The sequence below is a fragment of the Nocardioides luti genome, assembly GCF_014212315.1.
Lineage (GTDB): Bacteria > Actinomycetota > Actinomycetes > Propionibacteriales > Nocardioidaceae > Nocardioides > Nocardioides luti.
The window spans coordinates 1,753,496-1,778,232 of sequence record NZ_JACKXE010000001.1; the positions used below are offsets into that span (position 1 = coordinate 1,753,496).

Genomic DNA, 24,737 nt, shown 5'->3' on the forward strand with positions numbered 1-24,737 from the left:
CGGAGCGCGCCCGGCGTCAGATCGTGTACGTGTAGTAGTTGCCGGCGCTGTGGCTGGCGCGGAACTTGTCGGTCTTGGGCGTGTAGGCCCGGAAGTACCAGCGGCCGTTGCGCGGGGCGCCGACCTTGGCCTTGAAGCCGCCGAGCTGGCCCGAGCGGACCTTCTTGTAGGTGCGCCACGCGCCGTGCTTGCCGACCTTGCGCTGGATCTTGACGATCTTGTTGGAGTAGTGCGGCTGACCCTTGACCTTGCCCTTGAAGACGAGGGTCCGCGCGCCCTTCTTGACGATGTTCTCGGAGATCTCGCGGCGCGGCAGCTGGCGCGCGGCCGGGGCCGGCGCGGTGTGCGCGACGGCCGACGTGCGGTGGCCGACGGCCGGAGCGGCCTGGGCCGACGTGGCCGAGATGAACGGAACGGAGCCGGCGAGCGCGATGGCGACGGCGCCGGTGATGATGCGGTGCATCCGCATGATTCCCCCTGGGAACTCGAGTTTGTGGGTGTGACGTGACGGACCCTCCCCCGTCTCGACAGCTGCCAAACACCGTTGGTCCCACGAGTCTCACCCGATCCGGACCGCGGTCCGCCGACCCCTATGCTGAGCCCGTGGGAGAGTCGCGGCGGGGCCTGGCACTGGGCGCCGCGGCGTACGTCATGTGGGGTGCGTTCCCGCTCTACTGGCCGCTGCTCGAGCCCGCCGGTGCGGTCGAGATCCTCGCGCACCGGATCCTCTGGTCGGCGCTCACCATGGGTGTCCTGGTCGTCGCGCTGCGGCGCACCTCCCGGATCCGGGCGCTGGTCGCGGACCGCCGGGTGCTCGCGCTGCTCACGGTGGCCGCGGCGGTGATCACGGTGAACTGGGCGACCTACATCTACGGCGTCAACAACGGCCGCGTGGTCGAGACGTCGCTGGGCTACTTCATCAACCCGCTCGTCACCGTGCTGATGGGCGTGCTGATCCTCGGTGAGCGTCTCCGGCCGCTGCAGTGGTGCGCCATGGCGATCGCGAGCGGGGCCGTGGTCGTGCTGGCCGTCGACTACGGCCGGCTGCCGCTGGTCGCGCTGGTGCTGGCCTTCTCGTTCGGCACCTACGGTCTCGCCAAGAAGACCGCCAACGTCGGCGCGGTCGAGAGCCTTACACTCGAGACCGCCCTGGTGGCACCCCTGGCCGCGGCGTACGTCGGGTGGCTGGCCGTGACCGGCGGCTCCAGCTTCGCCGCGCACGGCGTCGGGCACGCGCTGCTGTTCACCACGACGGGCATCGTCACCGCCATCCCGCTCATCTGCTTCGGCGCCGCGGCGACGCGGGTCTCGATGGTGGGGCTCGGGCTGCTGCAGTACCTCGCGCCGATCCTGCAGTTCGCCCTCGGCGTCTTCTGGTTCCACGAGGACATGCCGGCCGGCCGCTGGGTCGGCTTCGTGCTCGTGTGGATCGCGCTGGCGATGTTCACCGCCGAGGCCGTCAACCACCGGCGCCGTCAGCTGCGGCTGACCGTGGCGGCGTCGACGGCCTAGGGGCGCCGCCCAGCGGGGCGGGTGAGTCTGGCTGCGGCTTCTGCTTGTAACGCCCGGTTATGGGATCGGGCACCCGTTCGAACGGGCCCCCAGATGCCGTAACCGGGCGTTACATGCGATGCGACCCCTCACGCCGAACGTCGGCGCGGCGACCGGATCACGTACGGCGCCAAGTCCGCGATCGAGGTGCCGAACCGGGCATCGGTGTCCCGGATCTCGCGCAGCAGGCGTTGCTGGGTGCGTGACCACTGATCCGGCTGGAGGTCGGCCCAGACGAGGCGCGACATGCCGAGCTTGAACCCGCAGATGAAGTCCTGGCGCTGCTTCTCGAGCCAGACGACGTCCTCGACGGGCCGTTGGGCCACGCCTCCGTCCTCGACTCGTCGGTACTTCACACGGCCGTCGAACTCGATGACGTGCCTGCCCACGCGCAGGTCGCACCAGGCCTCCACGCCCCGGTCCCGCAACCCGAACTGCGTCTCCACCTGCCCGACCCCGGTCTCGGTGAGCAGGACACGCGAGAGGGACTCCCCGATCGACTCCGCACCGTCGTCGGCCAGTTCGACCGCGGCGCGGGCCGGAGTCACGTAGGGCCAGGAGCGCATGGCCTCGACCGCCGCCGCCAGGTCGCGGCGGCTGTCGCCCAGCCTCAGGGCTGCGTCGCACGCGGCCACGCCCTGCTTCAGGCCGTGCTCGCGACCCAGGTCCGCAGCGGTGCGGGCACGGTCGAGCACGGGCAGGCCGTCAATGAGGACGACCTGCTCGGGCCGGAACGGCGCCTGGTGGTGCTTGACCCCGTGGCGGGTGCGATGACCGAGGACGCCGAAGCGGGTCACGTGCACGAGCGCCGGCGGCGACCAGACGAGGGGCAGTCCGTGCAGGAGCGCCGCCGAGTCGTGGCTGATGACGTGCGGCATGACCGAGTTGAGGCTGGCGGCCCGGACCACGAGCAGCGGACGGCCGACGTACACGTCGAGGCACTCCCAGAGTGCGGCTGTCGTGTAGACACCTCGACGCACGGCTACCCACTCACCCGCACGGACGCGCCGCCGGACCTCCTCGGGCGACATCCCGGTGCCCAGCGCCTGCCGACGCAGGAGCAGCCCGTGCTGGGAAGACATGATGGCGGCGCACCGAGCGTTCATACCGTCACCCTGGGACCTGCACGCCGATCGTGCCGCCCACCAACGGCTGCCTGTGGACGACCTCGTCCGGCCCTGGTCGTGTGGATGGTGATCGGGGCGGGCGGACCCGGGCCCGGGCTTGTAACGCCCGGTTACGGGAACTGGGGACCCGGTCGAACGGGCCCCTGGAAGCGATAACCGGGCGTTACAAGCGCCGCCCGCGGCCGCCCTACGCGGAGCGGACCGCCACGATGTCGGCGAACGCCTCGAGGGCGGCGCGGACGGGGCCGTCGGGGACGGCGGTGAGGCGGGCCTTGGCCTCGGTGGCGCGGGCGACGACGTAGGCGCGGGCCTCGTCGAGGGCCGGGTGGCGGCGCAGTAGGGCGAGCGCCTCGGCGTGGCGGTCGTCGTCGGTGAGGTCGCCGTCCAGGAGCTCGTGGAGGCGGGCGTCGGCGGGGTCGCCGGAGGCGCGGGCCATCAGCACCGGCAGCGTCGGGACGCCCTCGCGCAGGTCGGTGCCGGGGACCTTGCCGGACTCGCCGGACTCGGAGGCGATGTCGAGGATGTCGTCGGAGAGCTGGAAGGCCGAGCCGACGATCTCGCCGTACGACGTGAGCGCCTCCTCCACCTCGGGGGTGGCGCCGCCGAAGCGTGCGCCGTACCGCGCCGACGTGGCGATGAGCGAGCCGGTCTTGCCGGCGACGACCTCGAGGTAGTGCTCGAGCGGGTCCTCGTCGGGGCCGGGCTTCACGGTCTCGAGGATCTGGCCCTCGACCAGGCGCGTGAAGGTCTCGGCCTGGATGCGGACGGCGTCGGGGCCGAGGTCGGCGGTGAGCTCGGAGGACTTCGAGAAGAGGAAGTCACCGGTCAGGATCGCGACGTGGTTGTCCCAGCGGGCGTTGGCCGAGTCGGCACCGCGGCGCAGCGCGGCCTCGTCCATCACGTCGTCGTGGTACAGCGAGGCCAGGTGGGTGAGCTCGACGACGCACGCCGCGCGGATCACCTCGTCGGCCTGCGGGTGCTCGCCGGTCTCGGCGGCCAGCAGCACCAGCAGCGGCCGGAAGCGCTTGCCGCCGGCCTCCATCAGGTGGCTCGCAGCCTCGGTCACGAAGCCGGCGCGGCTGCGGACGTGGCCCGTCAGGGCGACCTCGACCTCCTGCATCCGGGCACGGAGCCGGTCGGCGAGGGCCTCGTCGGTGACGGGCAGCGCCAGCTCGGCGGCCGCAGGAGTGGTGGTCACCTGATGAATTCTCCTGCATGGGCCGCGAGCGTGAGCACCGGGCCGGGCACGACGCCGAGCACGAGGGTCGCGGCGACACCGACGGCGATCGTCCCCGAGGTCAGCAGCGACGGCTTCACGACGCCCGCCAGCTCCCCCTCCCCGTCGACGAAGAACATCAGCACGATCACGCGGACGTAGAAGAACACCGAGACGATGCTGAACAGCACGGCGGCGATCACCACGGGCCACGCACCGGCCGAGAGGGCGACCGTGAAGACCGCCCACTTGCCGATGAAGCCGGCGGTCAGCGGGATGCCGGCCATCGAGAGCAGGAAGAAGGCGAAGAGCCCGCCGAGCAGCGGCGAGCGCCGCCCGATGCCCGCCCAGCGCGAGAACTGCGTGGCCTCGCCGCCGCCGTCCCGGACCAGGGTGACGACCGCGAAGGCGCCGATCATCGCGAAGCCGTACGTCGCCAGGTAGAACAGCACGGCCTGCAGCGAGGTGACCTGGCCGTCCGCGAGGTCGGCGGCGCTCTGCACGCCGAGCACGCCGGTCAGCAGGAAGCCGGTGTGCGCGACCGAGGAGTAGGCCAGCATCCGCTTGACGTCCGTCTGCACGACCGCGAGCACCGCGCCGACGGCCATGGTGAGCACCGCGATGATCCAGAACATCGGCTGCCAGGTCCACCGGTCGGAGCCGAACGCGACGTAGAACAGCCGCAGCAGGGCGCCGAAGGCAGCGACCTTGGTGCACGCGGCCATGAACGCCGTGACCGCGGTCGGGGCGCCCTGGTAGACGTCGGGCGTCCAGGCCTGGAACGGCGCGGCACCGACCTTGAAGAGCAGGCCGACGGCCAGCATGCCCATGCCGACGAGCAGCAGGGCCTGGTTGCCGACGTCGTTGCGGACCGCCTCGTTGATCTCGCCCAGCTGCATCGAGCCGGCGAAGCCGTAGACCAGCGCGACGCCGTACAGGAAGAAGCCGGAGCTGAAGGCGCCGAGGAGGAAGTACTTCAGAGCCGCCTCCTGGCTCAGCAGGCGGCGCCGGCGGGCCAGGCCGCAGAGGAGGTAGAGCGGCAGCGAGAGGACCTCGAGGGCGACGAACATCGTCAGCAGGTCGTTGGAGGCGGGGAAGAGCATCATGCCGCCGACGGCGAAGAGCATCAGCGGGTAGACCTCGGTGTGGTCGAGGCCCTGGGTGGACGCCTGGCGCTCGGCCTCGGTGCCCGGCAGCGCGGCGGCCTGGCCGGCGAAGGCCGACACCCCGCCCTCGAGCCGGCGCTCGGCGAAGAGCAGCGCGCCCCCGATCGCGAAGACCAGGATCAGCGCCCAGAGGAAGACCGACGGGCCGTCGACGACGATCGTGCCCTCGGCCGCGACGATGCCGCGGGCGGCACCGTCCCCGAGGACGCCGAGGTCCCGCGCGACCAGGACGGTGCCGACCAGGGCGGTCACCAGCCCGACGACGGTGAGCACGGCCTGCACGAGGTAGCGGCGCTCGCGCGGCAGGAAGGCCTCGACGAGGACGCCGGCGCAGGCGAAGCCGAAGACGACGAGCAGCGGCCAGAGCCGGGAGTACTCGATCGACGGCTTGGAGAACTCGGTGACGGCGCCGACCACGGCGCCGCTCAGCTGCGGGATCACTGCTGGCCTTCCTCGTGCGAGTCGGACCCGGCTGCGGGCACGACGGGCGGGTCGTCACTCACGCCGACGTGCTGCATGAGGTCGGAGACCGTGGGGTTGCTGACGTCCAGCAGCGGCATCGGGAAGAAGCCGAACAGCACGAGCGCCAGCACGAGCGGGGCGACCGAGCCCACCTCGCGGCGGTCCAGGTCGGGGGTGGCCGCCGCGACGGGCGCCGGAGCGGCACCGCCCTCGACCACGTCCGGGCCGGTGAACACCCGCTGGTAGGCCCACAGCACGTAGACCGCCGCCAGCACGATGCCGCTGACGGCGACCGCGCCGGCCCACCACGCGTGGTCGAACGCGGAGATGAGCACCAGGATCTCGGAGACGAACTGGCTCAGGCCCGGGAGCCCCAGCGTGGCGAGTCCCGCGACGAGGAACAGCCCGGCGAGCACGGGCGCGGACTTCTCGACCCCGCGCATCTGGCTGATCAGCGAGGTGCCGCGGCGGCGGATGAGGTAGCCCGCGAGCAGGAACAGCGCCGCGGTCCCGATGCCGTGGTTGACCATGTAGAGGATCGAGCCGGACGCGCCCTGGCTGCTGAAGGCGAAGATGCCGAGCGTGATGAAGCCGAAGTGGCTCAGCGAGGTCAGGCCGATCAGGCGCAGCAGGTCGTCCTGGCCGATGGCGATGAGCGCGCCGTACACGATCGAGACCAGCGCGAGCACGATCACGACCGGCGTCGCCCACTGCGAGGCCTCGGGGAAGAGCCCCAGGCAGAAGCGCAGCATCCCGAACGTGCCGATCTTGTCGAGCACGCAGACCAGCAGGACGCTGGTGCCCGGGGTGGCCTTCTCGGTGGTGTCCGCGAGCCAGGTGTGCAGCGGGAACAGCGGCGCCTTGACCGCGAACGCGATGAAGAAGCCGGCGAAGAGCCAGCGCTCCGCGCTCGTGGACATGTCGAGGTTCGCGAGGTCGGAGAGGAGGTACGACGGCGAGCCCTGCTGGGCCGAGACGACGTAGAGACCGATGACCGAGCCGAGGAGCACGAGGCCGCCGCCGAGCTGGTACATCAGGAACTTCAGCGCCGCGAAGGCGCGCCCCTCGCGGCCGAAGCCGCCGATGAGGAAGTACGCCGGGATCAGCGTCGCCTCGAAGACCACGTAGAACAGGAACACGTCGGTGGCCGCGAACACCGCGAGCGAGAGGCCCTCGAGGGCCAGCGCCCAGGCGAAGAACGCCGCGGGGTTGGAGTCGTTCGCGTCGTGCCAGGAGCCGATCAGCACCAGCGGCACGAGCACCACGGTGAGCAGGATCAGCAGCAGGCCGAGGCCGTCGACGCCGAGCGCGTAGTGGACGCCCAGGGCGTGGATCCACTCGACGTCCTCGGTGAGCTGCATCCCTCCGCCGGTGTCGTACTGCAGCGCGATCGCGATGCCGACGGCCAGGGTCAGCACCGAGGCGCCGAGCCCGACCAGCTTGGGCAGGGCGGAGCCGGGCGACTTCGGGAGGAAGGCGACCACGAGGGCGCCGACGAGCGGCACCGCCACCAGGACCGTGAGCCAGGGGAACTGGGTCATGCGAGGTTCACCGCCAGGAGGGCCAGGACGACGAGGAGCACGCCGCCGAGCAGGGAGAGGGCGTAGGAGCGGACGAAGCCGTTCTGCACCTTGCGGAGCTGGCCGGCGATCGCGCCGATGGCGACCGGGCCGCCGGTGAGTGCACCGTCCACGGCGTACTTGTCCATGCCGAGCAGGCCGGACACGAGGCGGCGCCCGGGTTGTACGACGACGCCCTCGTTGATCGCGTCGCCGTAGAGGTCGGCGCGCGCCGCGCGGGTCACGAACGAGACGTCCTGCGGCGGCGTGAGGGGGACCTCGCGCTTGCCGACCAGGAACCAGGCGGTCGCGACGCCGACGGCGACGACGAGCACCGCGAGCAGCGAGATCACGATCGCCGGGACGGGCAGGTGCTCCTCGGGGGCCTCGCCCACGACCGGCGCGAGGAAGTCGGTGATCCAGCCGCCGGCGAGCATCAGGCCGCCGAGGACCGAGAGCGCGGCGAGGACGATCAGCGGCACGGTCATCACCTTGGGCGACTCGTGCGGGTGGACGTCCTTCTTCCAGCGCTGCTCGGTGAAGAAGGTGAGCAGCATCAGCCGGGTCATGTAGAAGCCGGTGACGCCGGCGCCCAGCAGCGCGCAGAGCCCGACGAACCAGTTCTCCGCGAGCGCGACCTCGATGATCTTGTCCTTGGACCAGAAGCCCGAGAAGCCGGGGAACCCGATGATCGCGAGGTAGCCCATCGCGAAGGTCAGGAAGGTCACCGGCATCGCGTGGCGCACGGCGCCGTAGCGCCGCATGTCGACGTCGTCGTTCATGCCGTGCATGACCGAGCCGGCGCCGAGGAACATGTTGGCCTTGAAGAAGCCGTGCGTGAGCAGGTGGAAGATCGCGAAGGCGTAGCCGCCGACACCGAGGCCGGCACCGAGCATCATGTAGCCGATCTGGCTCATCGTGGAGCCGGCCAGCGCCTTCTTGATGTCGTCCTTGGCGCACCCGATGACCGCACCCCACAGCAGCGTGGTGACGGCCACGACGACCACCACGGTCTGCGCGGTGGGGGCGAGCTCGAAGATGAAGTTGGAGCGGGTGATCAGGTAGACGCCCGCGGTCACCATGGTGGCCGCGTGGATGAGCGCCGACACCGGGGTGGGGCCCTCCATCGCGTCGAGCAGCCAGGCCTGCAGCGGCACCTGGGCGGACTTCGCGCAGGCGCCGAGGAGCAGGAGCAGGCCGAGCGCGTTCAGCGTGAAGCCGGACGCCCCCGAGGAGGCCTCGCTGATGCCGGAGAAGCTGGTGGTACCGAAGGTGACGAACATCAGCATGATCGCGGTCGACATGCCGAGGTCGCCGACGCGGTTGATGACGAAGGCCTTCTTGGCGGCGGCCGCCGCGGAGGGCTTGTGCTGCCAGAAGCCGATGAGGAGGTACGACGCCAGGCCGACGCCCTCCCAGCCGAGGAACAGCCCGAGGTAGTTCTCGGAGAGCACCAGCATCAGCATCGCGGCGACGAAGAGGTTGAGGTAGCCGAAGAACCGGCGGCGGCGGGGGTCGTGCTCCATGTAGCCGATGGAGTAGACGTGGATCAGCGAGCCGACCCCGGTGATGAGCATGAGGAACAGCGCCGAGAGCGGGTCGTAGAGCAGGTCCATGCCGACGTCGAGGTGGCCGACCTGGATCCAGTCGTAGAGGTGCTGGCCGATCTGGCGCTCCCCCGCGTCGCGGCCGAGCAGCGAGAGGAACATCAGCAGGCTGATCACGAAGGAGCCGACCGGCATCAGGGTGCCGAGCAGGTGGCCCCAGCGGTCGACGACCCTGGGGAACGCCGCGCCGCCGACCAGCAGGACCACCGCACCCGCGAGGGGCAGGGCGATCACGAGCCACAGCAGGGTGAACACCCCGCTGGTGGCGCCCGGGTCGACCACGGGGATGTGGACGGCCTCGTGCCATGCCGTGATTTGGGCAAACATCGAGTCGCGCTCCTAGTACTTCAGCAGGCTCGCGTCGTCGACCGAGGCCGAGCGACGGGTCCGGAAGATGGTCATGATGATCGCGAGCCCGACGACGACCTCGGCCGCGGCGACGACCATCACGAAGAACGCCGCGATCTGTCCGTCGAGGTTGCCGTTCTGCCGAGAGAACGCCACCAGGGCGAGGTTCGAGGCGTTGAGCATCAGCTCGACGCACATGAACACCACGATCGCGTTGCGCCGGGTGAGGACCCCGACGCAGCCGATCGTGAAGAGGATCGCCGAGAGGACGAGGTAGGGGGTGGTGCTCATGCCGGGTCCTCCTCGGTGGTCGCGGGGGCGGGCCCCGGACCGGTCGCGGGCTTGCCGTCGATCGAGCGCTGCATCGCCTGGATGTTCTCGGCGAGCGCGGGCGCGGAGCGGACCGTGCCGCGCGCGGCGAGCACCCGGGAGATCGAGGCCTCCGACGCGGTGCCGTCGGGCAGCAGCGCGGGCGTGTCCACGGCGTTGTGCCGGGCGAAGACGCCGGGAGGAGGCAGCGGACCGAGGTGCAGGCCCTTGTCGCCGTAGTCCCGGACCCGCTGGGCCGCCATCGAGGCCTGGGTGGGCTTCGGGACCAGGCGCTCGCGGTGGGCGAGCACCATCGCGCCCATGGCGGCGGTGATCAGCAGCGCGCTGGTGGTCTCGAACGCGAAGACGTAGCGCGAGAACATGATGTCGGCGAGGCCCTGGATGTTGCCGCCGCCGTTGGCCTCGGTCAGGCCGCGCACGGTGCCGAGCGACACCTGGCCCAGGGCGAGCACGAGCACGACGCCGAGCAGCAGGCCCAGGACGGTCGCGAGCACCCGCTGGCCGCGGATCGTCTCGACGACCGAGTCGGAGGCGTCCACGCCGACCAGCATCAGCACGAAGAGGAAGAGCATCAGGATGGCGCCGGTGTAGACGATGATCTGCACCGCGAAGAGGAACGGCGCCTCCAGCACGAGGTAGAGCACCGCGAGGCTCAGCATCACGACGGCCAGCAGCAGGGCGGCGTGCACGGCCTTGCGGACGAAGAGGATGCCGAGCGCGGCGATCACCATGATCGGCGCGAGGATCCAGAACGCGATCACTCCGAGGCCTCCTTGCGCGCGACGGGCGCCGGGGCGGCGTACGCGCCCCGGTAGTAGGCGCCCTCGTCCTCGCCGAGCTGCATCGCGTGCGGCGGCTGCACCATGCCGGGCAGCAGCGGGGCGAGCAGGTCGGACTTCTCGTAGATCAGGTCGGCGCGGTTGTCGTCGGCCAGCTCGTACTCGTTGGTCATCGTGAGGGCCCGGGTGGGGCACGCCTCGATGCACAGGCCGCACAGGATGCAGCGCAGGTAGTTGATCTGGTAGACGCGGCCGTAGCGCTCGCCCGGCGAGAAGCGCCCGGACTCGTCACCCTCGCCGTCGACGTTCGACGCACCCTCGACGTAGATCGCGTCGGCCGGGCAGGCCCAGGCGCACAGCTCGCAGCCGATGCACTTCTCGAGCCCGTCGGGCCAGCGGTTGAGCTGGTGACGGCCGTGGAAGCGCGGCGCCGTCGGGAGCTTCTCGAAGGGGTACTGCTCGGTGACGACCTTCTTGAACATCGTCCGGAAGGTCACCCCGAACCCCGCGATCGGGTCCCAGAACTGCTCCCTCATGCTCGTGGACTCGGCCATCAGATCTCCTCGCCGGGGCGGCCGGCTGCGCTCGTGCTGGCGGTGGTGCTGGTCAGGGGTGACTCGCGGAGGGGACCGGAGCCGAACGACAGGGGACGGGCCGCGCCGCGCACGGCACCGCCCTCGGGCATGGGCGGCACGGGGAAGCTGCCCGGCCGCGGCTCGGCCGCGACCACGGGCTCGTCCTCGTCGGTGCCGCTGTCGCCGACGAAGAACAGCACCAGGAAGACGGCCGCGAGGACGCCGATGCCGACGAGGAGGTAGCGCCGCGCGTCGCCGCTGTTGTCGAGCGTGACCGCGCGGATCGTCGCGACCGCCACGATCCAGATCAGCGAGATCGGGATCAGCCGCTTCCAGCCGAACGCCATGAACTGGTCGTAGCGCAGCCGGGGCAGCGAGCCGCGCAGCCAGATGAACAGGAAGATGAAGAAGAGGACCTTGCCGAAGAACCACAGCACCGGCCAGTAGCCCTGGTTGGCACCGTCCCAGATCGAGATCGGCCACGGGGCCCGCCAGCCGCCGAGGAACAGCGTCGTCGCGAGGGCCGAGACGGTCGCCATGTTGATGTACTCGGCGAGGAAGAACAGGGCGAACTTCAGCGAGGAGTACTCCGTGTGGAAGCCACCCACCAGCTCGCCCTCGGCCTCGGGGAGGTCGAAGGGCGCGCGGTTGGTCTCGCCGACCATCGAGATCGTGTAGATGATGAACGACGGCAGCAGGATCAGCGCGAACCAGCCCGGGATCGGGATCGTCAGGCCGGCGACGTCGAAGCTGCTCGTGCTGGCCTGGGCGGCGACGATCTCCGAGGTCGACATCGAGCCGGCGTACAGGAACACCGCGACGAGCGCGAGGCCCATCGCGACCTCGTAGGAGATCATCTGCGCGCTCGAGCGGAGGCCGCCGAGCAGGGAGTACGTCGAGCCGCTGGACCAGCCGCCGAGCACGATGCCGTAGATGCCGACCGAGGCGATCGCCATCACGAACAGCACCGCGACCGGCATGTCGGTCAGCTGCAGCGGCGTGGTCCGGTCGGTGAAGGGGACGTGCACGTCCGGGCCGAACGGGATCACGCTGAAGGTCACGAACGCCGGGATCACCGCGATCACCGGGGCGATCAGGAAGACCACCTTGTCCGCGGCCTTGGGGATGATGTCCTCCTTGAGCGCGAGCTTCACGCCGTCGGCGAGGGACTGGAGCAGGCCGAAGGGGCCGTGGACGTTCGGGCCGATGCGGTGCTGCATCCGGGCCACCACCCGACGCTCCCACCAGATGTTGAAGAGCGTCAGCAGCACGAGCACCAGGAAGATCAGCAGCACCTTGATGCCGACGAGCCACCAGGGGTCGCGGCCGAAGGCGCCGAGGTCGTCCGCGACGAGGGCACCCACGCCGCTGGTCAGGCCGGTCGGGATCACAGGTCCGCTCCCTTCACCGTCACGGTGGAGCCGGGTGAGGCGAGGCCGGCCAGGACGCCGGCCCCGAGCGAGTTCGCGGGCACCCACACGACGCCGTCGACGATGTCGGCCACCTCGGCCGGCAGCGTCATCGAGCCGCGGTCGCCGCTGACGCGGACCGTCGGCCCGAGCTCGTCGTACACGCGCTGGCTGACGCGGGCCGCGGCCGGGCGGGCGGCGGCACGCAGGTGCTCGTCGCCGTCCAGCATCGAGCCGTTGTCGACGAGCTGCTTCCAGGTCGCGAGCCGCAGCCGGTCGTCGTCCTGCGGGACGACCGGCCTGGTGGGGGGCGCCTCGACCGTGGCGCGCTCGCCGTCCCAGGGGCCGAGGTCCTCGATCTGGTCGCGCGCCTCGGCGACGGTCCGGAAGCCGAGCGGGCTGCCGTGGCCGAGCTGGGCGAGCTCCTCGGCGATGCCGGCCAGGACCCGGAGGTCGGGCAGCGAGGTCGGGTTGGTGAAGACCGCGCCGAAGGAGCGGGGGCGGCCCTCCCAGTTCACGAAGAGGCCGGCCTTGTCGCTGACCGGGGCGACGGGGAAGACCACGTCGGCGGCCCGGGTCACGTCGGTCTCGCGCAGCTCGAGGGCCACGACGAAGGACGCGGTGTCGACCGCGGCGCGGAACGCGTCGGGGTCGGCGGTGTCGTCGGGGTCCACCCCACCGACGACCAGCCCGCCCAGCTCGCCGGAGGCGAGGGCGGCGACGATGCCGTCGGCGTCCCGGCCCACGGTCTCGGGCAGCGAGGAGACGCCCCAGGCGGTGGCGGCGTCGACGCGGGCACCGGCGTCGGTGACGGGGCGCCCGCCGGGGAGCAGGTTCGGCAGGCAGCCCATCTCGACGGCGCCACGGTCGCCGGCGCGGCGCGGCACCCAGGCCAGGCGCGCGCCGGTGGTGCGGGCGAGCGTCGCGGCGGCGGTGTAGGCACCCGGCGAGGTCGCGAGGCGCTCGCCGACGAGGATCACGCCGGTCGCGTCCAGCCCGAAGTCGGCGTGGTTGGCCAGCTGCTCGAGGGCGGCGGCCTCCTCGCCCGGGGCGGCGGGAACGAGCTGGCCCTTCATCTTGCGCAGGCCCTTGGAGGAGAACGGCGCCACGGAGACGACGCGGGTGCGGCTGTGCAGGGCAGCCTTGCGCAGGCGCAGGAAGATCGTGCCGGCCTCGTCCTCGGGGTCGAGCCCCGCGAGCACGACGGTCGACGCGGTCTCGAGGTCGGCGTACGTCACCGACGGGGCGCCGACGACCTCGGCGGCCAGGAACGACGTCTCCTCGGCCGAGTGCAGCCGGGAGCGGAAGTCGATGTCGTTGGTGCCGAGCGCCACGCGGGCGAAGGTCGCGTAGGCGTAGGCGTCCTCGGCCGTGACCCGGCCACCGGTGAGCACGCCGGAGGCACCGGCGGCGGCGAGGCCGCGGGCGGCGACGGCGAACGCCTCGGTCCAGGAGGCGGGGCGCAGCTCGCCGCGGCTCCCGTCCGGGAGGGCGTCACGGACGCGGGGGTGCGTGAGCCGGTCGGGGGCGACGGCGTACGTGAACGCGAAGCGGTCCTTGTCGGTGATCCACTCCTCGTTCACGTCCGGGTCGTCGCCGGCCAGGCGGCGCATCACCTTGCCGCGGCGGTGGTCGACGCGGATGGCCGAGCCGCAGGCGTCGTGCTCGGCGACCGAGGGGGTGGAGACGAGGTCGAAGGGGCGCGAGCGGAAGCGGTACTCGGCTGAGGTCAGCGCACCGACCGGACAGATCTGGATGGTGTTGCCGGAGAAGTACGACTCGAAGGGCTGGTTCTCGTAGATCCCGACCTGCTGGAGCGCGCCGCGCTCGATCAGCTCGATGAACGGGTCTCCGGCGATCTGCTCGGAGAACCGGGTGCACCGCGCGCAGAGCACGCAGCGCTCGCGGTCGAGCAGCACCTGCGCGCTGATGTTGATGGGCTTGGGGTAGGTGCGCTTGACGCCGTCGAAGCGGGTCTCGCCGCGGCCGTTGGACATGGCCTGGTTCTGCAGGGGGCACTCGCCGCCCTTGTCGCAGACGGGGCAGTCGAGCGGGTGGTTGATCAGCAGGAACTCCATGATCCCCTGCTGCGCCTTGTCGGCGACGGGGCTCGTGGCCTGGGTGTTGACGACCATGCCCTCGGCCACCGCGATCGTGCAGGAGGCCTGCGGCTTCGGGAAGCCGCGGCCGTTGCCGGCGTCGGGGACGTCGACCAGGCACTGGCGGCAGGCACCGACGGGGGCGAGGAGCGGGTGGTCGCAGAACCGCGGGATCTGGACGCCGACCTCCTCCGCGGCCCGGATTACCAGGGTGTCCTTGGGGACGCTGACCTGGATGCCGTCGATCGTGAGCGAGACGAGGTCCTCGTCCTTCACGTCGGGCTTGCTCGAGGACACCTGGGTCATGCCGTCGCTCCTGCGGTCGCGAAGAGGGTCGAGGCGGTCGGGTCGAACGGGCACCCACCGTGGGTGAGGTGGGCGACGTACTCGTCCCGGAAGTACTTGATCGAGCTCGTGATCGGGCTGACCGCACCGTCGGCGAGCGCGCAGAACGAGCGGCCCATGATGTTGTCGCACTGATCGAGGAGGAGGTCGAGGTCGGCCTCGCTGCCCTGACCCTTCTCGAGCGCCGCCAGGGTCTGGACGAGCCACCACGTGCCCTCGCGGCACGGGGTGCACTTGCCGCAGGACTCGTGCTTGTAGAACTCCGTCCAGCGGAGCACCGCCCGGACCACGCAGGTGGTCTCGTCGAAGATCTGCAGGGCGCGGGTGCCGAGCATCGAGCCGGCCGCGCCGACGCCCTCGAAGTCGAGGGGCACGTCGAGGTGCTCGGCGGTGAGGAGCGGGGTGCTGGAGCCGCCGGGCGTCCAGAACTTCAGCTCGTGCTCCTCGCGGATGCCGCCGGCCAGGTCGATCAGCTGGCGCAGCGTGATGCCGAGCGGGGCTTCGTACTGCCCCGGCCTCGTGACGTGGCCCGAGAGCGAGAAGATGCCGTAGCCCTTGGACTTCTCGGTGCCCATCGAGGAGAACCAGCCCGCGCCGTTCGCGATGATGCTGGGCACCGAGGCGATCGACTCGACGTTGTTGATGACCGTCGGGCTGGCGTAGAGGCCGGCGACGGCGGGGAACGGCGGGCGCAGGCGGGGTTGGCCGCGGCGGCCCTCGAGCCCCTCGAGCAGCGCCGTCTCCTCGCCGCAGATGTAGGCGCCGGCACCGGCGTGGACGACGACGTCGAGGTCGTAGCCCGAGCCGTGGATGTCCTTGCCGAGGTGCCCGGCGAGGTAGGCCTCCTGCACCGCGCGCTGGACGCGGCGGACGACGTGGAGGACCTCCCCGCGGATGTAGATGAACGCCGTGTTGGCGCGGATCGCGAACGAGCTGATGATGACGCCCTCGACCAGCGTGTGCGGGCTGGCCATCATGAGCGGGATGTCCTTGCAGGTGCCCGGCTCGGACTCGTCGGCGTTGACGACGAGGTACTTCGGCTTGGGGTTGTCCTGCGGGATGAAGCCCCACTTCATGCCCGTCGGGAAGCCCGCTCCCCCACGGCCGCGGAGGCCGGAGTCCTTGACGGCCTCGATCACGGCGTCGGGGTCCATCGCGAGCGCCTTGGTGAGGGCGCCGTAGCCGCCGCGCTCCTCGTAGGAGGCGAGGGTCCAGCTGCGCTCGGCGTCCCAGTTGTCGGTGAGCACCGGGGTCAGGGTGTCAGCCACGGAGTGCCGCCTCTCGGTTGTCGAGTGCCGCGAGCGTGCGAGCGGTGTATCGAGACACGGTCACTTCTCCCCCTGCTTCGTGTCGTCCTCGTGCTGGACCTCGACGGGCGACTCCTCGACCTTCGACTCCGACTCGGCGCGGCCGGTGTCGGCACGCTCGACCGCCTCGGTCTTGCTGCCCTGGGCGTCGCCGCCGCCGTTGGCGTCCGCGGACGGGGCCGTCCAGCCGCGCTCGCGGGCGATGCCCAGGCCGACCAGCGACGCCGGGCCCGCGGAGGGGCCCTCGTCGGCACGGTCGTCCGGGAAGCCGGCGAGCACCCGCTCGGCCTCGCGCCACGTGCACAGGCGCGGACCGCGGGTCGAGGAGACCTCGACGCCGGCGCGGAGGTCGTCGACGAGCTGGGTGGCCGACTGCGGGGTCATGTTGTCCATGAACTCCCAGTTGACGGTCATCACCGGGGCGTAGTCGCAGGCCGCGTTGCACTCGATGTGCTCGAGCGTGATCGCCCCGTCGTCGGTCGTCTCGTCGTTGCCGACGTCGAGGTGCTCCTTGAGCCGCTCGAAGATCGCGTCGCCGCCCATCACCGCGCAGAGCGTGTTGGTGCAGACGCCGACGTGGTAGTCGCCGACGGGCTTGCGCTTGTACATCGTGTAGAAGGTCGCGACCCCGCTGACCTCGGCCGCCGAGATGCCGAGGATCGCGGCGCAGGTCTCGATGCCCTCGGGCGTGATCCGCCCCTCCGCGGACTGCACGAGGTGCAGCATCGGGAGCAGCCCCGAGCGGGCCTGGGGGTAGCGGGCCGCGATCTGCTCGAGCTCGGCGTACGTCGTGGTGGAGATGGTCATCGGTCGACGCCTCCCATGACGGGGTCGATCGAGGCGATGGCGACGATGACGTCGGCGACCATGCCGCCCTCGCTCATCACGCTCGTGGCCTGGAGGTTGGTGAACGACGGGTCGCGGAAGTGCGCCCGGAAGGGGCGGGTGCCGCCGTCGGAGACGACGTGCGCGCCCAGCTCGCCGCGGGGCGACTCGACCGGGACGTAGGCCTGGCCGGCCGGGACCCGGAAGCCCTCGGTGACCAGCTTGAAGTGGTGGATCAGCGCCTCCATGGACTCACCCATGATGTGGCGGATGTGGTCGAGGCTGTTGCCCATGCCGTCGCTGCCGATGGCCAGCTGGCTGGGCCAGGCGACCTTCTTGTCGGCGACCATGACCGGCGCGCCCTCGAGGCCCGCGAGCCGCTCGGCGGCCTGCTCGACGATCTTGAGCGACTCCCACATCTCGGCCAGGCGGACCCGGAAGCGGCCGTAGGCGTCCGCGGTGTCCCAGGTCTGGACCTCGAAGTCGTAGTCCTCGTAGCCGGAGTACGGCTGGGTCTTGCGGAGGTCCCACGGGTAGCCGGTCGCGCGCAGCGGCGGGCCGGAGAGGCCCAGCGCCAGGCAGCCCTCGAGGTCGAGGTGGCCGACGTCGACCAGGCGGGCCTTGAAGATCGGGTTGGCGTTGCAGAGGGCGGCGTACTCGGGCAGCCGCTTCTTCATCAGGGCGATGAAGTCCCGGATCTCGTCGAGGGCGCCCGGCGGTAGGTCCTGCGCGACACCACCGGGGCGGATGAAGGCGTGGTTCATCCGCAGGCCGGTGATCAGCTCGAAGAGGTCGAGCACGAGCTCGCGCTCGCGGAAGCCGATCGTCATGACCGTGAGGGCGCCGATCTCCATGCCGCCCGTGGCGATGCAGACCAGGTGCGAGGAGATGCGGTTCAGCTCCATGAGCAGCACCCGCATGACCTGGGCCTTCTCGGGGATCTGGTCCTCGATGTCGAGGAGCCGCTCGGTGCCCAGGACGTAGGTCATCTCGTTGTAGAACGGCGAGAGGTAGTCCATCCGGGTGCAGAACGTGACGCCCTGGACCCAGGAGCGGAACTCCATGTTCTTCTCGATGCCGGTGTGGAGGTAGCCGATGCCGCAGCGGGCCTCGGTCACCGTCTCGCCCTCGAGCTCGAGGATCAGCCGGAGCACGCCGTGGGTGGACGGGTGCTGCGGGCCCATGTTGACGACGACGCGCTCGTCGGCGGCCTCGTCGCTGAGGCCCTGGACGATCGTGTCCCAGTCCTGGCCGGTGACCGTGAAGACCTTGCCCTCGGTGGTCTCCGAGGTGCCGGCGTACATGTCGTTGTCGTTCGTCGTGACCATTAGTTGTAGGACCTCCGCTGGTCGGGAGGCGGGATGGTGCCGCCCTTGTACTCCACGGGGATGCCGCCCAAGGGGTAGTCCTTGCGCTGCGGGTGGCCCGGCCAGTCGTCGGGCATGAGGATGCGCGTGAGCGCGGGGTGGCCGTCGAAGACGATGCCGAACATGTCGAAGGCCTCGCGCTCGTGCCAGTCGTTCGTCGGGTAGATCGAGACGATCGAGTCGATGTGGGGGTCGGCGTCGGGGCAGGTGACCTCGAGGCGGATCCGGCGGTTGTGGGTCATCGAGAGCAGGTGGTAGACCGCGTGCAGCTCGCGCCCGGCGTCCTCGGGGTAGTGCACCCCGCTGACGCCGGAGCAGAACTCGAAGCGGAGCCGCTCGTCGTCGCGGAGCATCCGGGCCACCTGGAGGAGGTCCTCGCGGCGGACGTGGAAGGTGATCTCGCCCCGGTGGATGACCACGCGCTCGACGGCGCTCTCGAGACCGCCCGCGCGCAGCCGCGTCTCGAGGGCGTCGGCGACGTGGTCGAACCAGCCGCCGTACGGACGCTCGGCCGCGCCGGGGAAGACGATCGGCGCCGAGAGGCCGCCGTACCCGCTGGTGTCACCGGTCCCGCGCACGCCGAACATGCCCTCGCGGCGCCCGACCGCCTGGACCTCGCCGGCCTGGGCCGGGAGGTTCTCCGGGGACTGGTCGACGGCCGCCTGGTCCGGAGCCGCGGCCCCGGCCGGGGCGGCCTTGTCGACGGCCTTGTCGCCGGGCTTGTCGCCGGGCTTGTCGTCGGTCAACGGAGGAGACCCTTCATGTCCGAGGTCGGCAGCGCGGTCAGGGCGGCGCTCTCGAGCTCCTCGATCTGCGCGGCGCGGTTGGCACCGAGCTTCATGTGCTGGACCTGGTCGTGCAGCTTGAGGATCGCGTCGATCAGCATCTCGGGGCGCGGCGGGCAGCCGGGGAGGTACATGTCGACGGGGACGACGTGGTCGACGCCCTGGACGATCGCATAGTTGTTGAACATGCCGCCGCTGCTGGCGCAGACGCCCATGGCGAGCACCCACTTGGGCTCGGGCATCTGGTCGTAGATCTGGCGCAGGACCGGGGCCATCTTCTGGCTCACGCGACCGGCGACGATCATCAGGTCGGCCTGGCGGGGGCTGGCGCGGAAGACCTCCATGCCGAAGCGGGCGAGGTCGTACTTCGGGCCGCCGGACGTCATCATCTCGATGGCGCAGCAGGCCAGGCCGAAGGTGGCGGGCCAGAAGCTCGCCTTGCGCATGTAGCCCGCGACGCCCTCGACGGTCGTCAGCAGGACGCCACTGGGCAGCTTCTCTTCGATCCCCATGTCAGGCTCCTCGGCTGTTCGTCACGGTCACGGTCAGTCCCACTCCAGGCCGCCTCGTCGCCAGACGTACGCGTAGGCGACGAAGACGGTGCCGATGAAGAGGACCATCTCGATGAGGCCGAAGAACTTCAGGGAGTCGAAGTAGACGGCCCACGGGTAGAGGAAGACGATCTCGATGTCGAAGACGATGAAGAGCATCGCGGTGATGTAGTACTTCACCGGGAAGCGGCCACCGCCGACGGGCTGGGGCGTGGGCTCGATGCCGCACTCGTAGGAGTCGAGCCGGGCCCGGTTGTAGCGGGCGGGGCCGACCAGGGCGCTCATGGCGACCGAGCCGATCGCGAAGAGTGCGGCGAGGGCGGCCAGCACCAGGACCGGGGTGTAGAGCTCCATGCCTCTCGCGTTCCTTCCCTGTCGCGTGCGCCCGACGACGCGACCGGATTGTGACTTTGTGAACTGAATCACTAGTGGCGCGGAACACAGTGTGCCACCACCGGGGGCCACCCGCACCCCGGGGTGGCCCCCGGGCGTCCTGCGACCAACACGGCTCTCACCTGCGCATTTAGGTCAAGCAGGCGTTGGCTAAATGGCCGCGGTCACCCGGGACGGCGGAGCATCGCCGCCCGGTCGGCCGGCGTGACGACGGCGGCCGGGAGCGACCAGAAGATGTGCGCCTCCAGGGCGTCGATCACGACCACGTCCCCCACCCGGACGATCCGGCGCACCGCGGCGTACGGCACCTCGCGTGCCTCGACCCAGGTCCGGTAGGCGAAGGCGTCGTCCCCGAAGCCCAGCGCGATCGTGGTCCCCACCGGCTCCTGGGTGCGGACGGCGTGCAGGATCCGCTGGAACCGGGTGACCACGTCGATCCCGACCGCGGCGAGCACGCCGACCGCGGCCCAGAGCGGCTCGACGACGGTGAGCCCCGCCAGGCCGGCCAGCACGTAGAGCAGGTAGGACCTCCAGGGCCGGGAGCGGTGGTGCCAGGCCACGAACGACGCTCGCGCGGACGGCCAGACCTGTGACTCGTCCACGACGAACGAGCGGTCCAGGGCCACCATCCCGGGTTCGGCCTGCCTCAGCGGGTGGCGCGGTGCAGCGCGACGATGCCGCCGGAGAGGTTGCGCCACTCAGGGCGCGCCCAGCCGGCCTCGGCGACCAGGTCGGCCAGCCCCTGCTGGTCGGGCCAGGCGCGGATCGACTCGGCGAGGTAGACGTAGGCGTCGGGCGAGGACGAGACCGCACGGGCGATCGTGGGGAGCGCCTTCATGAGGTACTCGAGGTAGACCGTGCGGAACGGCGTGAACGTCGGGTGGCTGAACTCGCAGACCACCAGGCGGCCGCCGGGCTTCGTGACGCGGTGCAGCTCGCGCAGGCCGGCCAGCGGGTCGACGATGTTGCGCAGGCCGAAGGAGATCGTCACCGCGTCGAAGGTCGCGTCCGCGAACGGCAGGCGGGTGCCGTCACCGGCCGTGAAGGGCAGGTGCGGGCGGGCGCGCTTGCCGACCTGGAGCATCCCGAGGGAGAAGTCGCACGGGACGACGGTCGCTCCGGCGTCCGCGAAGGGCTGGCTCGACGTCCCGGTGCCGGCGGCGAGGTCGAGGACCAGCTCGCCGGAGCGCGGGGCCACCGCGTCGATGACGTCGCGGCGCCAACGCCGGTCCTGGCCGAGCGAGAGGACGTCGTTCGTGACGTCGTACCGCTTGGCGACCGCGTCGAACATGCGGCGGACGTCGGTCGGTTGCTTGTCGAGCTCTGCGCGGGCCACGCGCAGATGCTACGGGTGGACCGGGGCGCTCCCGGCATCGGCAACGTTTCGGTCACGACGCCGCGACGCGCAACCAAATCCCCGGGCAGGGCGTCAACAAGCCGACACTGGAAGCTCGTCGCTTCCTCAACTTCCCCGGGGGTACATCGATGAAGGCACTGCGCGCCGTCCTGGTGACGCTGATGACGCTGGCCGTCCTGACGGCCACGTCGTACGGCGCGGGCTTCGCCGTCCGGCACTACGAGAGCCGGACCGCGGGCCCGACCGTCGCGGCCGAGCCGACGGGCACGCCCGACGCGGCCACGGCGACTCCCTCGCCCAGCGCCACCGACGACCCGACGCCGGCACCGGAGCCGACGCCCAGCGCCGCCCCCGTGCCGGAGGACGTGCTGTCCCCCGGCGACCGCGGCGCGGACGTGCGCGAGCTGCAGGCCCGGCTCTTCCAGCTCGCGTGGCTGCCCGAGCTGACGACCGGCCGCTACGACGCGACGACCCGGGCGGCCGTGGCCGGCTTCCAGGGCAAGCGTGGGCTCGAGGCCACCGGCGTCGTCGACCCGCGCACCTGGAAGCGCCTCGTCACCATGACGGAGCAGCCCACCCACGACCAGCTCTTCAACGTCCTGCACCCCGGCCCGGCGATCCTCGACGCCGGCGACACCGGCGACGGCGTGCGCGACCTGCAGGCCCGGCTGGTCGCCACCCAGTGGCTCTTCGGCGACGTCAGCGGCACCTTCGACTCCTCGACCGTCGAGGCGGTCGAGGGCTTCCAGGCCAAGCGCGGCATCCCGGTGACCGGGGCGGTCGACCAGCGGACGATGGACCGGCTGCACGCGATGACGAGCACGCCGACGCACGCGGCGATGTACAACCTGGGCAACCAGGCCGGCGCGCTCGACGCGCGCTGCCGCACCGGACGCGCGCTCTGCATCGACAAGACCAGCCAGACCCTGCGCTGGGTCGTGGACGGCCAGGTCCGCCAGACCCTCGACGTGCGGTTCGGGGCGTCGTACTCCCCCACCCGGGAGGGGCTCTTCCACGTCTCCTATAAGGACGCGGACCACGTCTCGAACCTCTACGGCTCGGAGATGCCCTACTCGATGTTCTTCTCGGGGGGCCAGGCCGTGCACTACTCGTCGGACTTCGCGGCGCGGGGGTACGCCGGCGCGTCGCACGGCTGCGTGAACGTCCGTGACTACGCGGGGCTCGCGCACCTGTTCGACGAGGTGGGCGTCGGCGACAAGGTCGTCGTCTACTGGTCCTGAGGTCGGCGGCGCCGGTGCCTGGCGGGTGACCTCGGTCACCGGCGTACGCTTCCTCCTCGTGACGTCACGCGCGACCCCCGACGCGGCTGCCGAGCCGGGGCAGGCCCCCCTCGTCGTGCGCACCGTCCGCCTCGAGGGTGACCACGTCGACTCGCTCCTCGGCCTGCTGCCGACGCAGAGCCCGGTCACCTGGCTGCGCCGCGGCGAAGGCCTGGTCGGCTGGGGCGTCGCCGCCGAGATCCGGACCAGCGGTCCCACCCGCTTCGCCGACGCGGTGAAGTGGTGGAGCGAGACGACCGCGCGCAGCGTGGTCCGCGACGACGTCGCCGAGCCCGGCACCGGCCTGGTCAGCTTCGGCTCCTTCGCCTTCGCCGACGACCCGGGCGACTCCGTCCTCGTGGTCCCGGAGATCACCATCGGCCGCCGCGGCGAGACGACCTGGCTCACCACGGTCTCGCGCGCCGGCCTCGACCTGCTGGACCACCACGTCACCCTCGCCGACGACCCGCCCGCACCCGTCGACATCAGCTTCGCCGACGGCGCGCTGGACGGGGAGCGCTGGATGACCGTCGTCGCTGACGCGGTCGCCCGGATCAGCGCCGGCGACCTGGAGAAGGTCGTGCTCGCCCGCGACCTCATCGCCACCGCGACCGCCCCGATCGACGTGCGCTGGCCGCTGCGGCGCCTCGCGGAGTCCTACCCGATGTGCTGGACCTTCCACGTCGACGGCCTCTTCGGCGCCACCCCCGAGATGCTGGTCCGTCGCGAGCGCGGGCTGGTCACGTCCCGCGTGCTGGCGGGCACCATCCGGCGTACGGGCGACGACTCGCGCGACCTCGCGCTCGCCGCGACGCTGGCGCGCTCGTCGAAAGACCTCGAGGAGCACGAGTACGCCGTCCGCTCGGTCGCCGACGCGCTCGACCCGCACTGCTCGTCGATGAACGTCCCCGAGGCGCCGTTCGTCCTGCACCTCCCCAACGTCATGCACCTCGCCACCGACGTCGCCGGGGTCGTCCACGACGCCGGCACGGTCACCTCGCTGCAGCTGGCCGAGGCGCTGCACCCGTCGGCCGCGGTCGGCGGGACGCCGACGCCGGTCGCGACGGCGCTGATCAGCGAGATCGAGGGCATGGACCGGGGCCGCTACGCCGGCCCGGTCGGCTGGATGGACGCCAGCGGCGACGGCGAGTGGGGCATCGCGCTGCGCTCCGCGTCGATCCACGGCGACACGGTCCGGCTGTTCGCGGGCTGCGGCATCGTCGCGGACTCCGACCCCGAGGCCGAGCTCGCCGAGTCCCAGGCCAAGTTCGTCCCCGTGCGCGACGCGCTCGGCCCCGCCTGACCGACCCGCCCTCAGGTCAGGTCGTCGCCGTCGGCGAGGCGGACGTAGGACAGCCCCTCCTTCGGGAGGAACGTGAACATGTGGGTGTCCACGATCCCGAGGCCGGCGTCGGAGTAGACCCGGTCGTGGATGGCGACGTTGCGCGGCGCCCGGACCTCGCGGGCGAAGTCGATGCCCTCGGACGCGCGCATCCACGGCGCGGAGACCGGCACGAGCAGCACGTCGACCTGCTCGCCGGGACCGGTGAGCGCGTCCCCGGGGTGGAAGACCTTCTCGCTGCCCAGCCCGATGACGTAGCCGCTGTTGTGGAAGCGCGGCAGCTCCGAGTGGATCACGGCGTGGAGCTCGCCGACCGCCCGGACCGGCAGACCGGCCGCCTCGAAGGACTCCCCCGGCGCGACCACGGTGACCCGGTCGAGCAGCTCGGGCGCATCCTCACGGATCCGCGCCGCGACGGCGTCGATCGTGAAGATCCGGGCGTCGGTCGCCCGGAGGTGGTCGGGCAGATAGTGGTCGGGGTGCTCGTGCGTGATCAGCACCGCGTCCGCCCCGTCGACCGCGCCGGCGTCGGTGAAGACGCCGGGATCGAGCACGACGGTCGCGCCGTCGTGCTGGAGACGGACGCAGGCGTGGCCGAGCTTGGTGATCCGCATGGCGCCCACGCTAGCCCGGGATCAGGAGAGACCGAGCTGCTCGCGCCAGGGCCCGAGGACCGGGTTCCACCCGACCACGCTCCGCTCGGCGACGAGCCCGGCGGTCGCGAAGGGGTCCTCGTCCAGCAGCGTCGCCACCTCGTCGGCGGAGCCCGCCTCGAAGAGCAGCAGGGCACCGTCGTCGTCGGTGGGCCCGGACAGGGCCAGCGTCGCCTGCGCCGCCAGGAACTCGCGGTGCGCGGGCCGCAGCTCGTCGCGGGCCGCGGTGTCGTCGGTGTAGGCGTAGGTCACGGCGAAGTAGGACATGGCCCCACCGTAATCCGGTGGCCGTCCGCCGCCTCCG

General features: G+C 71.4%; 24 protein-coding genes. 3 read left to right on the forward strand and 21 right to left on the reverse strand.

Going from position 1 to position 24,737, the window contains the following annotated elements; genetic code table 11:
• Window positions 1–16 precede the first annotated feature (16 nt).
• Window positions 17–469 (reverse strand): hypothetical protein, encoded by a 453-nt coding sequence (locus tag H5V45_RS08415; protein ID WP_185252511.1) that lies wholly within the window; start codon window positions 467–469, stop codon window positions 17–19.
• A 134-nt stretch (window positions 470–603) separates the two neighbouring features.
• Here H5V45_RS08415 and rarD point away from each other — a divergent pair, with 134 nt between their 5' ends.
• Window positions 604–1,512 carry an EamA family transporter RarD gene (gene rarD, locus H5V45_RS08420; RefSeq protein ID WP_185252512.1) on the forward strand — a complete coding sequence of 303 codons (909 nt, stop codon included), beginning with the start codon at window positions 604–606 and terminating at the stop codon, window positions 1,510–1,512.
• A gap of 128 nt (window positions 1,513–1,640) precedes the next feature.
• On the opposite strand, the gene H5V45_RS08425 is transcribed toward rarD, so the two are convergent.
• The 18 genes from H5V45_RS08425 to H5V45_RS08510 all read right to left on the reverse strand — a co-directional run bounded on the left by H5V45_RS08425 (window position 1,641) and on the right by H5V45_RS08510 (window position 21,137).
• Window positions 1,641–2,633 (reverse strand): type IV toxin-antitoxin system AbiEi family antitoxin domain-containing protein, encoded by a 993-nt coding sequence (locus H5V45_RS08425; protein WP_185252513.1) that lies wholly within the window; start codon window positions 2,631–2,633, stop codon window positions 1,641–1,643.
• 232 nt (window positions 2,634–2,865) lie between these two features.
• The gene (locus tag H5V45_RS08430; RefSeq protein WP_425491428.1) at window positions 2,866–3,876 is read right to left on the reverse strand and encodes a polyprenyl synthetase family protein; all 1,011 of its coding nucleotides are present in this window, start codon (window positions 3,874–3,876) and stop codon (window positions 2,866–2,868) included.
• A complete protein-coding gene (gene nuoN / locus H5V45_RS08435; RefSeq protein ID WP_343061480.1) occupies window positions 3,873–5,501 on the reverse strand; it encodes an NADH-quinone oxidoreductase subunit NuoN in 1,629 nt (542 codons plus the stop codon). The genes H5V45_RS08430 and nuoN overlap by 4 nt, the downstream gene beginning before the upstream one ends.
• Window positions 5,498–7,063 (reverse strand): NADH-quinone oxidoreductase subunit M, encoded by a 1,566-nt coding sequence (locus tag H5V45_RS08440; protein ID WP_185252514.1) that lies wholly within the window; start codon window positions 7,061–7,063, stop codon window positions 5,498–5,500. Before H5V45_RS08440 ends, nuoN begins: the two co-directional genes overlap by 4 nt.
• Entirely contained in the window at window positions 7,060–9,015 is a 1,956-nt protein-coding gene (gene nuoL, locus H5V45_RS08445; protein ID WP_185252515.1) for an NADH-quinone oxidoreductase subunit L, read from the reverse strand. The genes H5V45_RS08440 and nuoL overlap by 4 nt, the downstream gene beginning before the upstream one ends.
• Before the next feature lie 12 nt (window positions 9,016–9,027).
• Complete coding sequence (nuoK, locus tag H5V45_RS08450) at window positions 9,028–9,327, reverse strand: NADH-quinone oxidoreductase subunit NuoK (protein WP_185252516.1); 300 nt, start codon at window positions 9,325–9,327, stop codon at window positions 9,028–9,030.
• A complete protein-coding gene (locus H5V45_RS08455) occupies window positions 9,324–10,127 on the reverse strand; it encodes an NADH-quinone oxidoreductase subunit J (protein WP_185252517.1) in 804 nt (267 codons plus the stop codon). The genes nuoK and H5V45_RS08455 overlap by 4 nt, the downstream gene beginning before the upstream one ends.
• On the reverse strand, window positions 10,124–10,699 hold the full coding sequence (gene nuoI, locus H5V45_RS08460) for an NADH-quinone oxidoreductase subunit NuoI (protein ID WP_185252518.1): 576 nt from the start codon (window positions 10,697–10,699) through the stop codon (window positions 10,124–10,126). The genes H5V45_RS08455 and nuoI overlap by 4 nt, the downstream gene beginning before the upstream one ends.
• The gene (nuoH, locus tag H5V45_RS08465) at window positions 10,699–12,108 is read right to left on the reverse strand and encodes an NADH-quinone oxidoreductase subunit NuoH (RefSeq protein WP_425491460.1); all 1,410 of its coding nucleotides are present in this window, start codon (window positions 12,106–12,108) and stop codon (window positions 10,699–10,701) included. The genes nuoI and nuoH overlap by 1 nt, the downstream gene beginning before the upstream one ends.
• Window positions 12,108–14,534 (reverse strand): NADH-quinone oxidoreductase subunit G, encoded by a 2,427-nt coding sequence (locus H5V45_RS08470; protein WP_185252519.1) that lies wholly within the window; start codon window positions 14,532–14,534, stop codon window positions 12,108–12,110. The genes nuoH and H5V45_RS08470 overlap by 1 nt, the downstream gene beginning before the upstream one ends.
• On the reverse strand, window positions 14,531–15,841 hold the full coding sequence (nuoF, locus tag H5V45_RS08475; RefSeq protein WP_185252520.1) for an NADH-quinone oxidoreductase subunit NuoF: 1,311 nt from the start codon (window positions 15,839–15,841) through the stop codon (window positions 14,531–14,533). The genes H5V45_RS08470 and nuoF overlap by 4 nt, the downstream gene beginning before the upstream one ends.
• A 60-nt stretch (window positions 15,842–15,901) precedes the next feature.
• Entirely contained in the window at window positions 15,902–16,687 is a 786-nt protein-coding gene (nuoE, locus tag H5V45_RS08480) for an NADH-quinone oxidoreductase subunit NuoE (RefSeq protein ID WP_185252521.1), read from the reverse strand.
• Entirely contained in the window at window positions 16,684–18,033 is a 1,350-nt protein-coding gene (locus H5V45_RS08485; protein ID WP_185252522.1) for an NADH-quinone oxidoreductase subunit D, read from the reverse strand. Before H5V45_RS08485 ends, nuoE begins: the two co-directional genes overlap by 4 nt.
• The gene (locus tag H5V45_RS08490) at window positions 18,033–18,818 is read right to left on the reverse strand and encodes an NADH-quinone oxidoreductase subunit C (protein ID WP_185252523.1); all 786 of its coding nucleotides are present in this window, start codon (window positions 18,816–18,818) and stop codon (window positions 18,033–18,035) included. The genes H5V45_RS08485 and H5V45_RS08490 overlap by 1 nt, the downstream gene beginning before the upstream one ends.
• Window positions 18,815–19,369: a NuoB/complex I 20 kDa subunit family protein gene (locus H5V45_RS08495; RefSeq protein WP_185252524.1), complete on the reverse strand. Its 555-nt coding sequence runs from the start codon at window positions 19,367–19,369 to the stop codon at window positions 18,815–18,817. Before H5V45_RS08495 ends, H5V45_RS08490 begins: the two co-directional genes overlap by 4 nt.
• Before the next feature lie 33 nt (window positions 19,370–19,402).
• Entirely contained in the window at window positions 19,403–19,762 is a 360-nt protein-coding gene (locus tag H5V45_RS08500) for an NADH-quinone oxidoreductase subunit A (protein ID WP_185252525.1), read from the reverse strand.
• 203 nt (window positions 19,763–19,965) lie between these two features.
• Window positions 19,966–20,430: a hypothetical protein gene (locus tag H5V45_RS08505; protein ID WP_185252526.1), complete on the reverse strand. Its 465-nt coding sequence runs from the start codon at window positions 20,428–20,430 to the stop codon at window positions 19,966–19,968.
• Window positions 20,431–20,447: 17 nt separating this feature from the next.
• Window positions 20,448–21,137, reverse strand: coding sequence for a demethylmenaquinone methyltransferase (locus H5V45_RS08510; RefSeq protein WP_185252527.1), 690 nt, complete (start codon window positions 21,135–21,137; stop codon window positions 20,448–20,450).
• Between the two features lie 149 nt (window positions 21,138–21,286).
• Here H5V45_RS08510 and H5V45_RS08515 point away from each other — a divergent pair, with 149 nt between their 5' ends.
• Both H5V45_RS08515 and H5V45_RS08520 read left to right on the forward strand, forming a co-directional pair.
• Complete coding sequence (locus H5V45_RS08515; RefSeq protein ID WP_185252528.1) at window positions 21,287–22,399, forward strand: L,D-transpeptidase family protein; 1,113 nt, start codon at window positions 21,287–21,289, stop codon at window positions 22,397–22,399.
• Window positions 22,400–22,457: 58 nt separating this feature from the next.
• Window positions 22,458–23,741: an isochorismate synthase gene (locus H5V45_RS08520; protein WP_185252529.1), complete on the forward strand. Its 1,284-nt coding sequence runs from the start codon at window positions 22,458–22,460 to the stop codon at window positions 23,739–23,741.
• Between the two features lie 11 nt (window positions 23,742–23,752).
• Here H5V45_RS08520 and H5V45_RS08525 read toward each other — a convergent pair whose 3' ends face one another.
• Both H5V45_RS08525 and H5V45_RS08530 read right to left on the reverse strand, forming a co-directional pair.
• Entirely contained in the window at window positions 23,753–24,394 is a 642-nt protein-coding gene (locus H5V45_RS08525) for an MBL fold metallo-hydrolase (protein WP_185252530.1), read from the reverse strand.
• A 21-nt stretch (window positions 24,395–24,415) separates the two neighbouring features.
• Window positions 24,416–24,700 carry a YciI family protein gene (locus tag H5V45_RS08530; protein WP_185252531.1) on the reverse strand — a complete coding sequence of 95 codons (285 nt, stop codon included), beginning with the start codon at window positions 24,698–24,700 and terminating at the stop codon, window positions 24,416–24,418.
• Between the last annotated feature and the right edge of the window lie 37 nt (window positions 24,701–24,737).

Coding starts and splice junctions, on each gene's coding strand:
- H5V45_RS08415 (WP_185252511.1), bottom strand. CDS start 469: ATGCGGATGCACCGCATCATCACCGGCGCCGTCGCCATCGCGCTCGCC.
- H5V45_RS08425 (WP_185252513.1), bottom strand. CDS start 2,633: ATGTCTTCCCAGCACGGGCTGCTCCTGCGTCGGCAGGCGCTGGGCACC.
- H5V45_RS08440 (WP_185252514.1), bottom strand. CDS start 7,063: ATGACCCAGTTCCCCTGGCTCACGGTCCTGGTGGCGGTGCCGCTCGTC.
- nuoL (WP_185252515.1), bottom strand. CDS start 9,015: ATGTTTGCCCAAATCACGGCATGGCACGAGGCCGTCCACATCCCCGTG.
- nuoK (WP_185252516.1), bottom strand. CDS start 9,327: ATGAGCACCACCCCCTACCTCGTCCTCTCGGCGATCCTCTTCACGATC.
- nuoI (WP_185252518.1), bottom strand. CDS start 10,699: ATGGCCGAGTCCACGAGCATGAGGGAGCAGTTCTGGGACCCGATCGCG.
- H5V45_RS08470 (WP_185252519.1), bottom strand. CDS start 14,534: ATGACCCAGGTGTCCTCGAGCAAGCCCGACGTGAAGGACGAGGACCTC.
- nuoE (WP_185252521.1), bottom strand. CDS start 16,687: ATGACCATCTCCACCACGACGTACGCCGAGCTCGAGCAGATCGCGGCC.
- H5V45_RS08485 (WP_185252522.1), bottom strand. CDS start 18,033: ATGGTCACGACGAACGACAACGACATGTACGCCGGCACCTCGGAGACC.
- H5V45_RS08495 (WP_185252524.1), bottom strand. CDS start 19,369: ATGGGGATCGAAGAGAAGCTGCCCAGTGGCGTCCTGCTGACGACCGTC.
- H5V45_RS08500 (WP_185252525.1), bottom strand. CDS start 19,762: ATGGAGCTCTACACCCCGGTCCTGGTGCTGGCCGCCCTCGCCGCACTC.
- H5V45_RS08505 (WP_185252526.1), bottom strand. CDS start 20,430: ATGGTGGCCCTGGACCGCTCGTTCGTCGTGGACGAGTCACAGGTCTGG.
- H5V45_RS08515 (WP_185252528.1), top strand. CDS start 21,287: ATGAAGGCACTGCGCGCCGTCCTGGTGACGCTGATGACGCTGGCCGTC.
- H5V45_RS08525 (WP_185252530.1), bottom strand. CDS start 24,394: ATGCGGATCACCAAGCTCGGCCACGCCTGCGTCCGTCTCCAGCACGAC.
- H5V45_RS08530 (WP_185252531.1), bottom strand. CDS start 24,700: ATGTCCTACTTCGCCGTGACCTACGCCTACACCGACGACACCGCGGCC.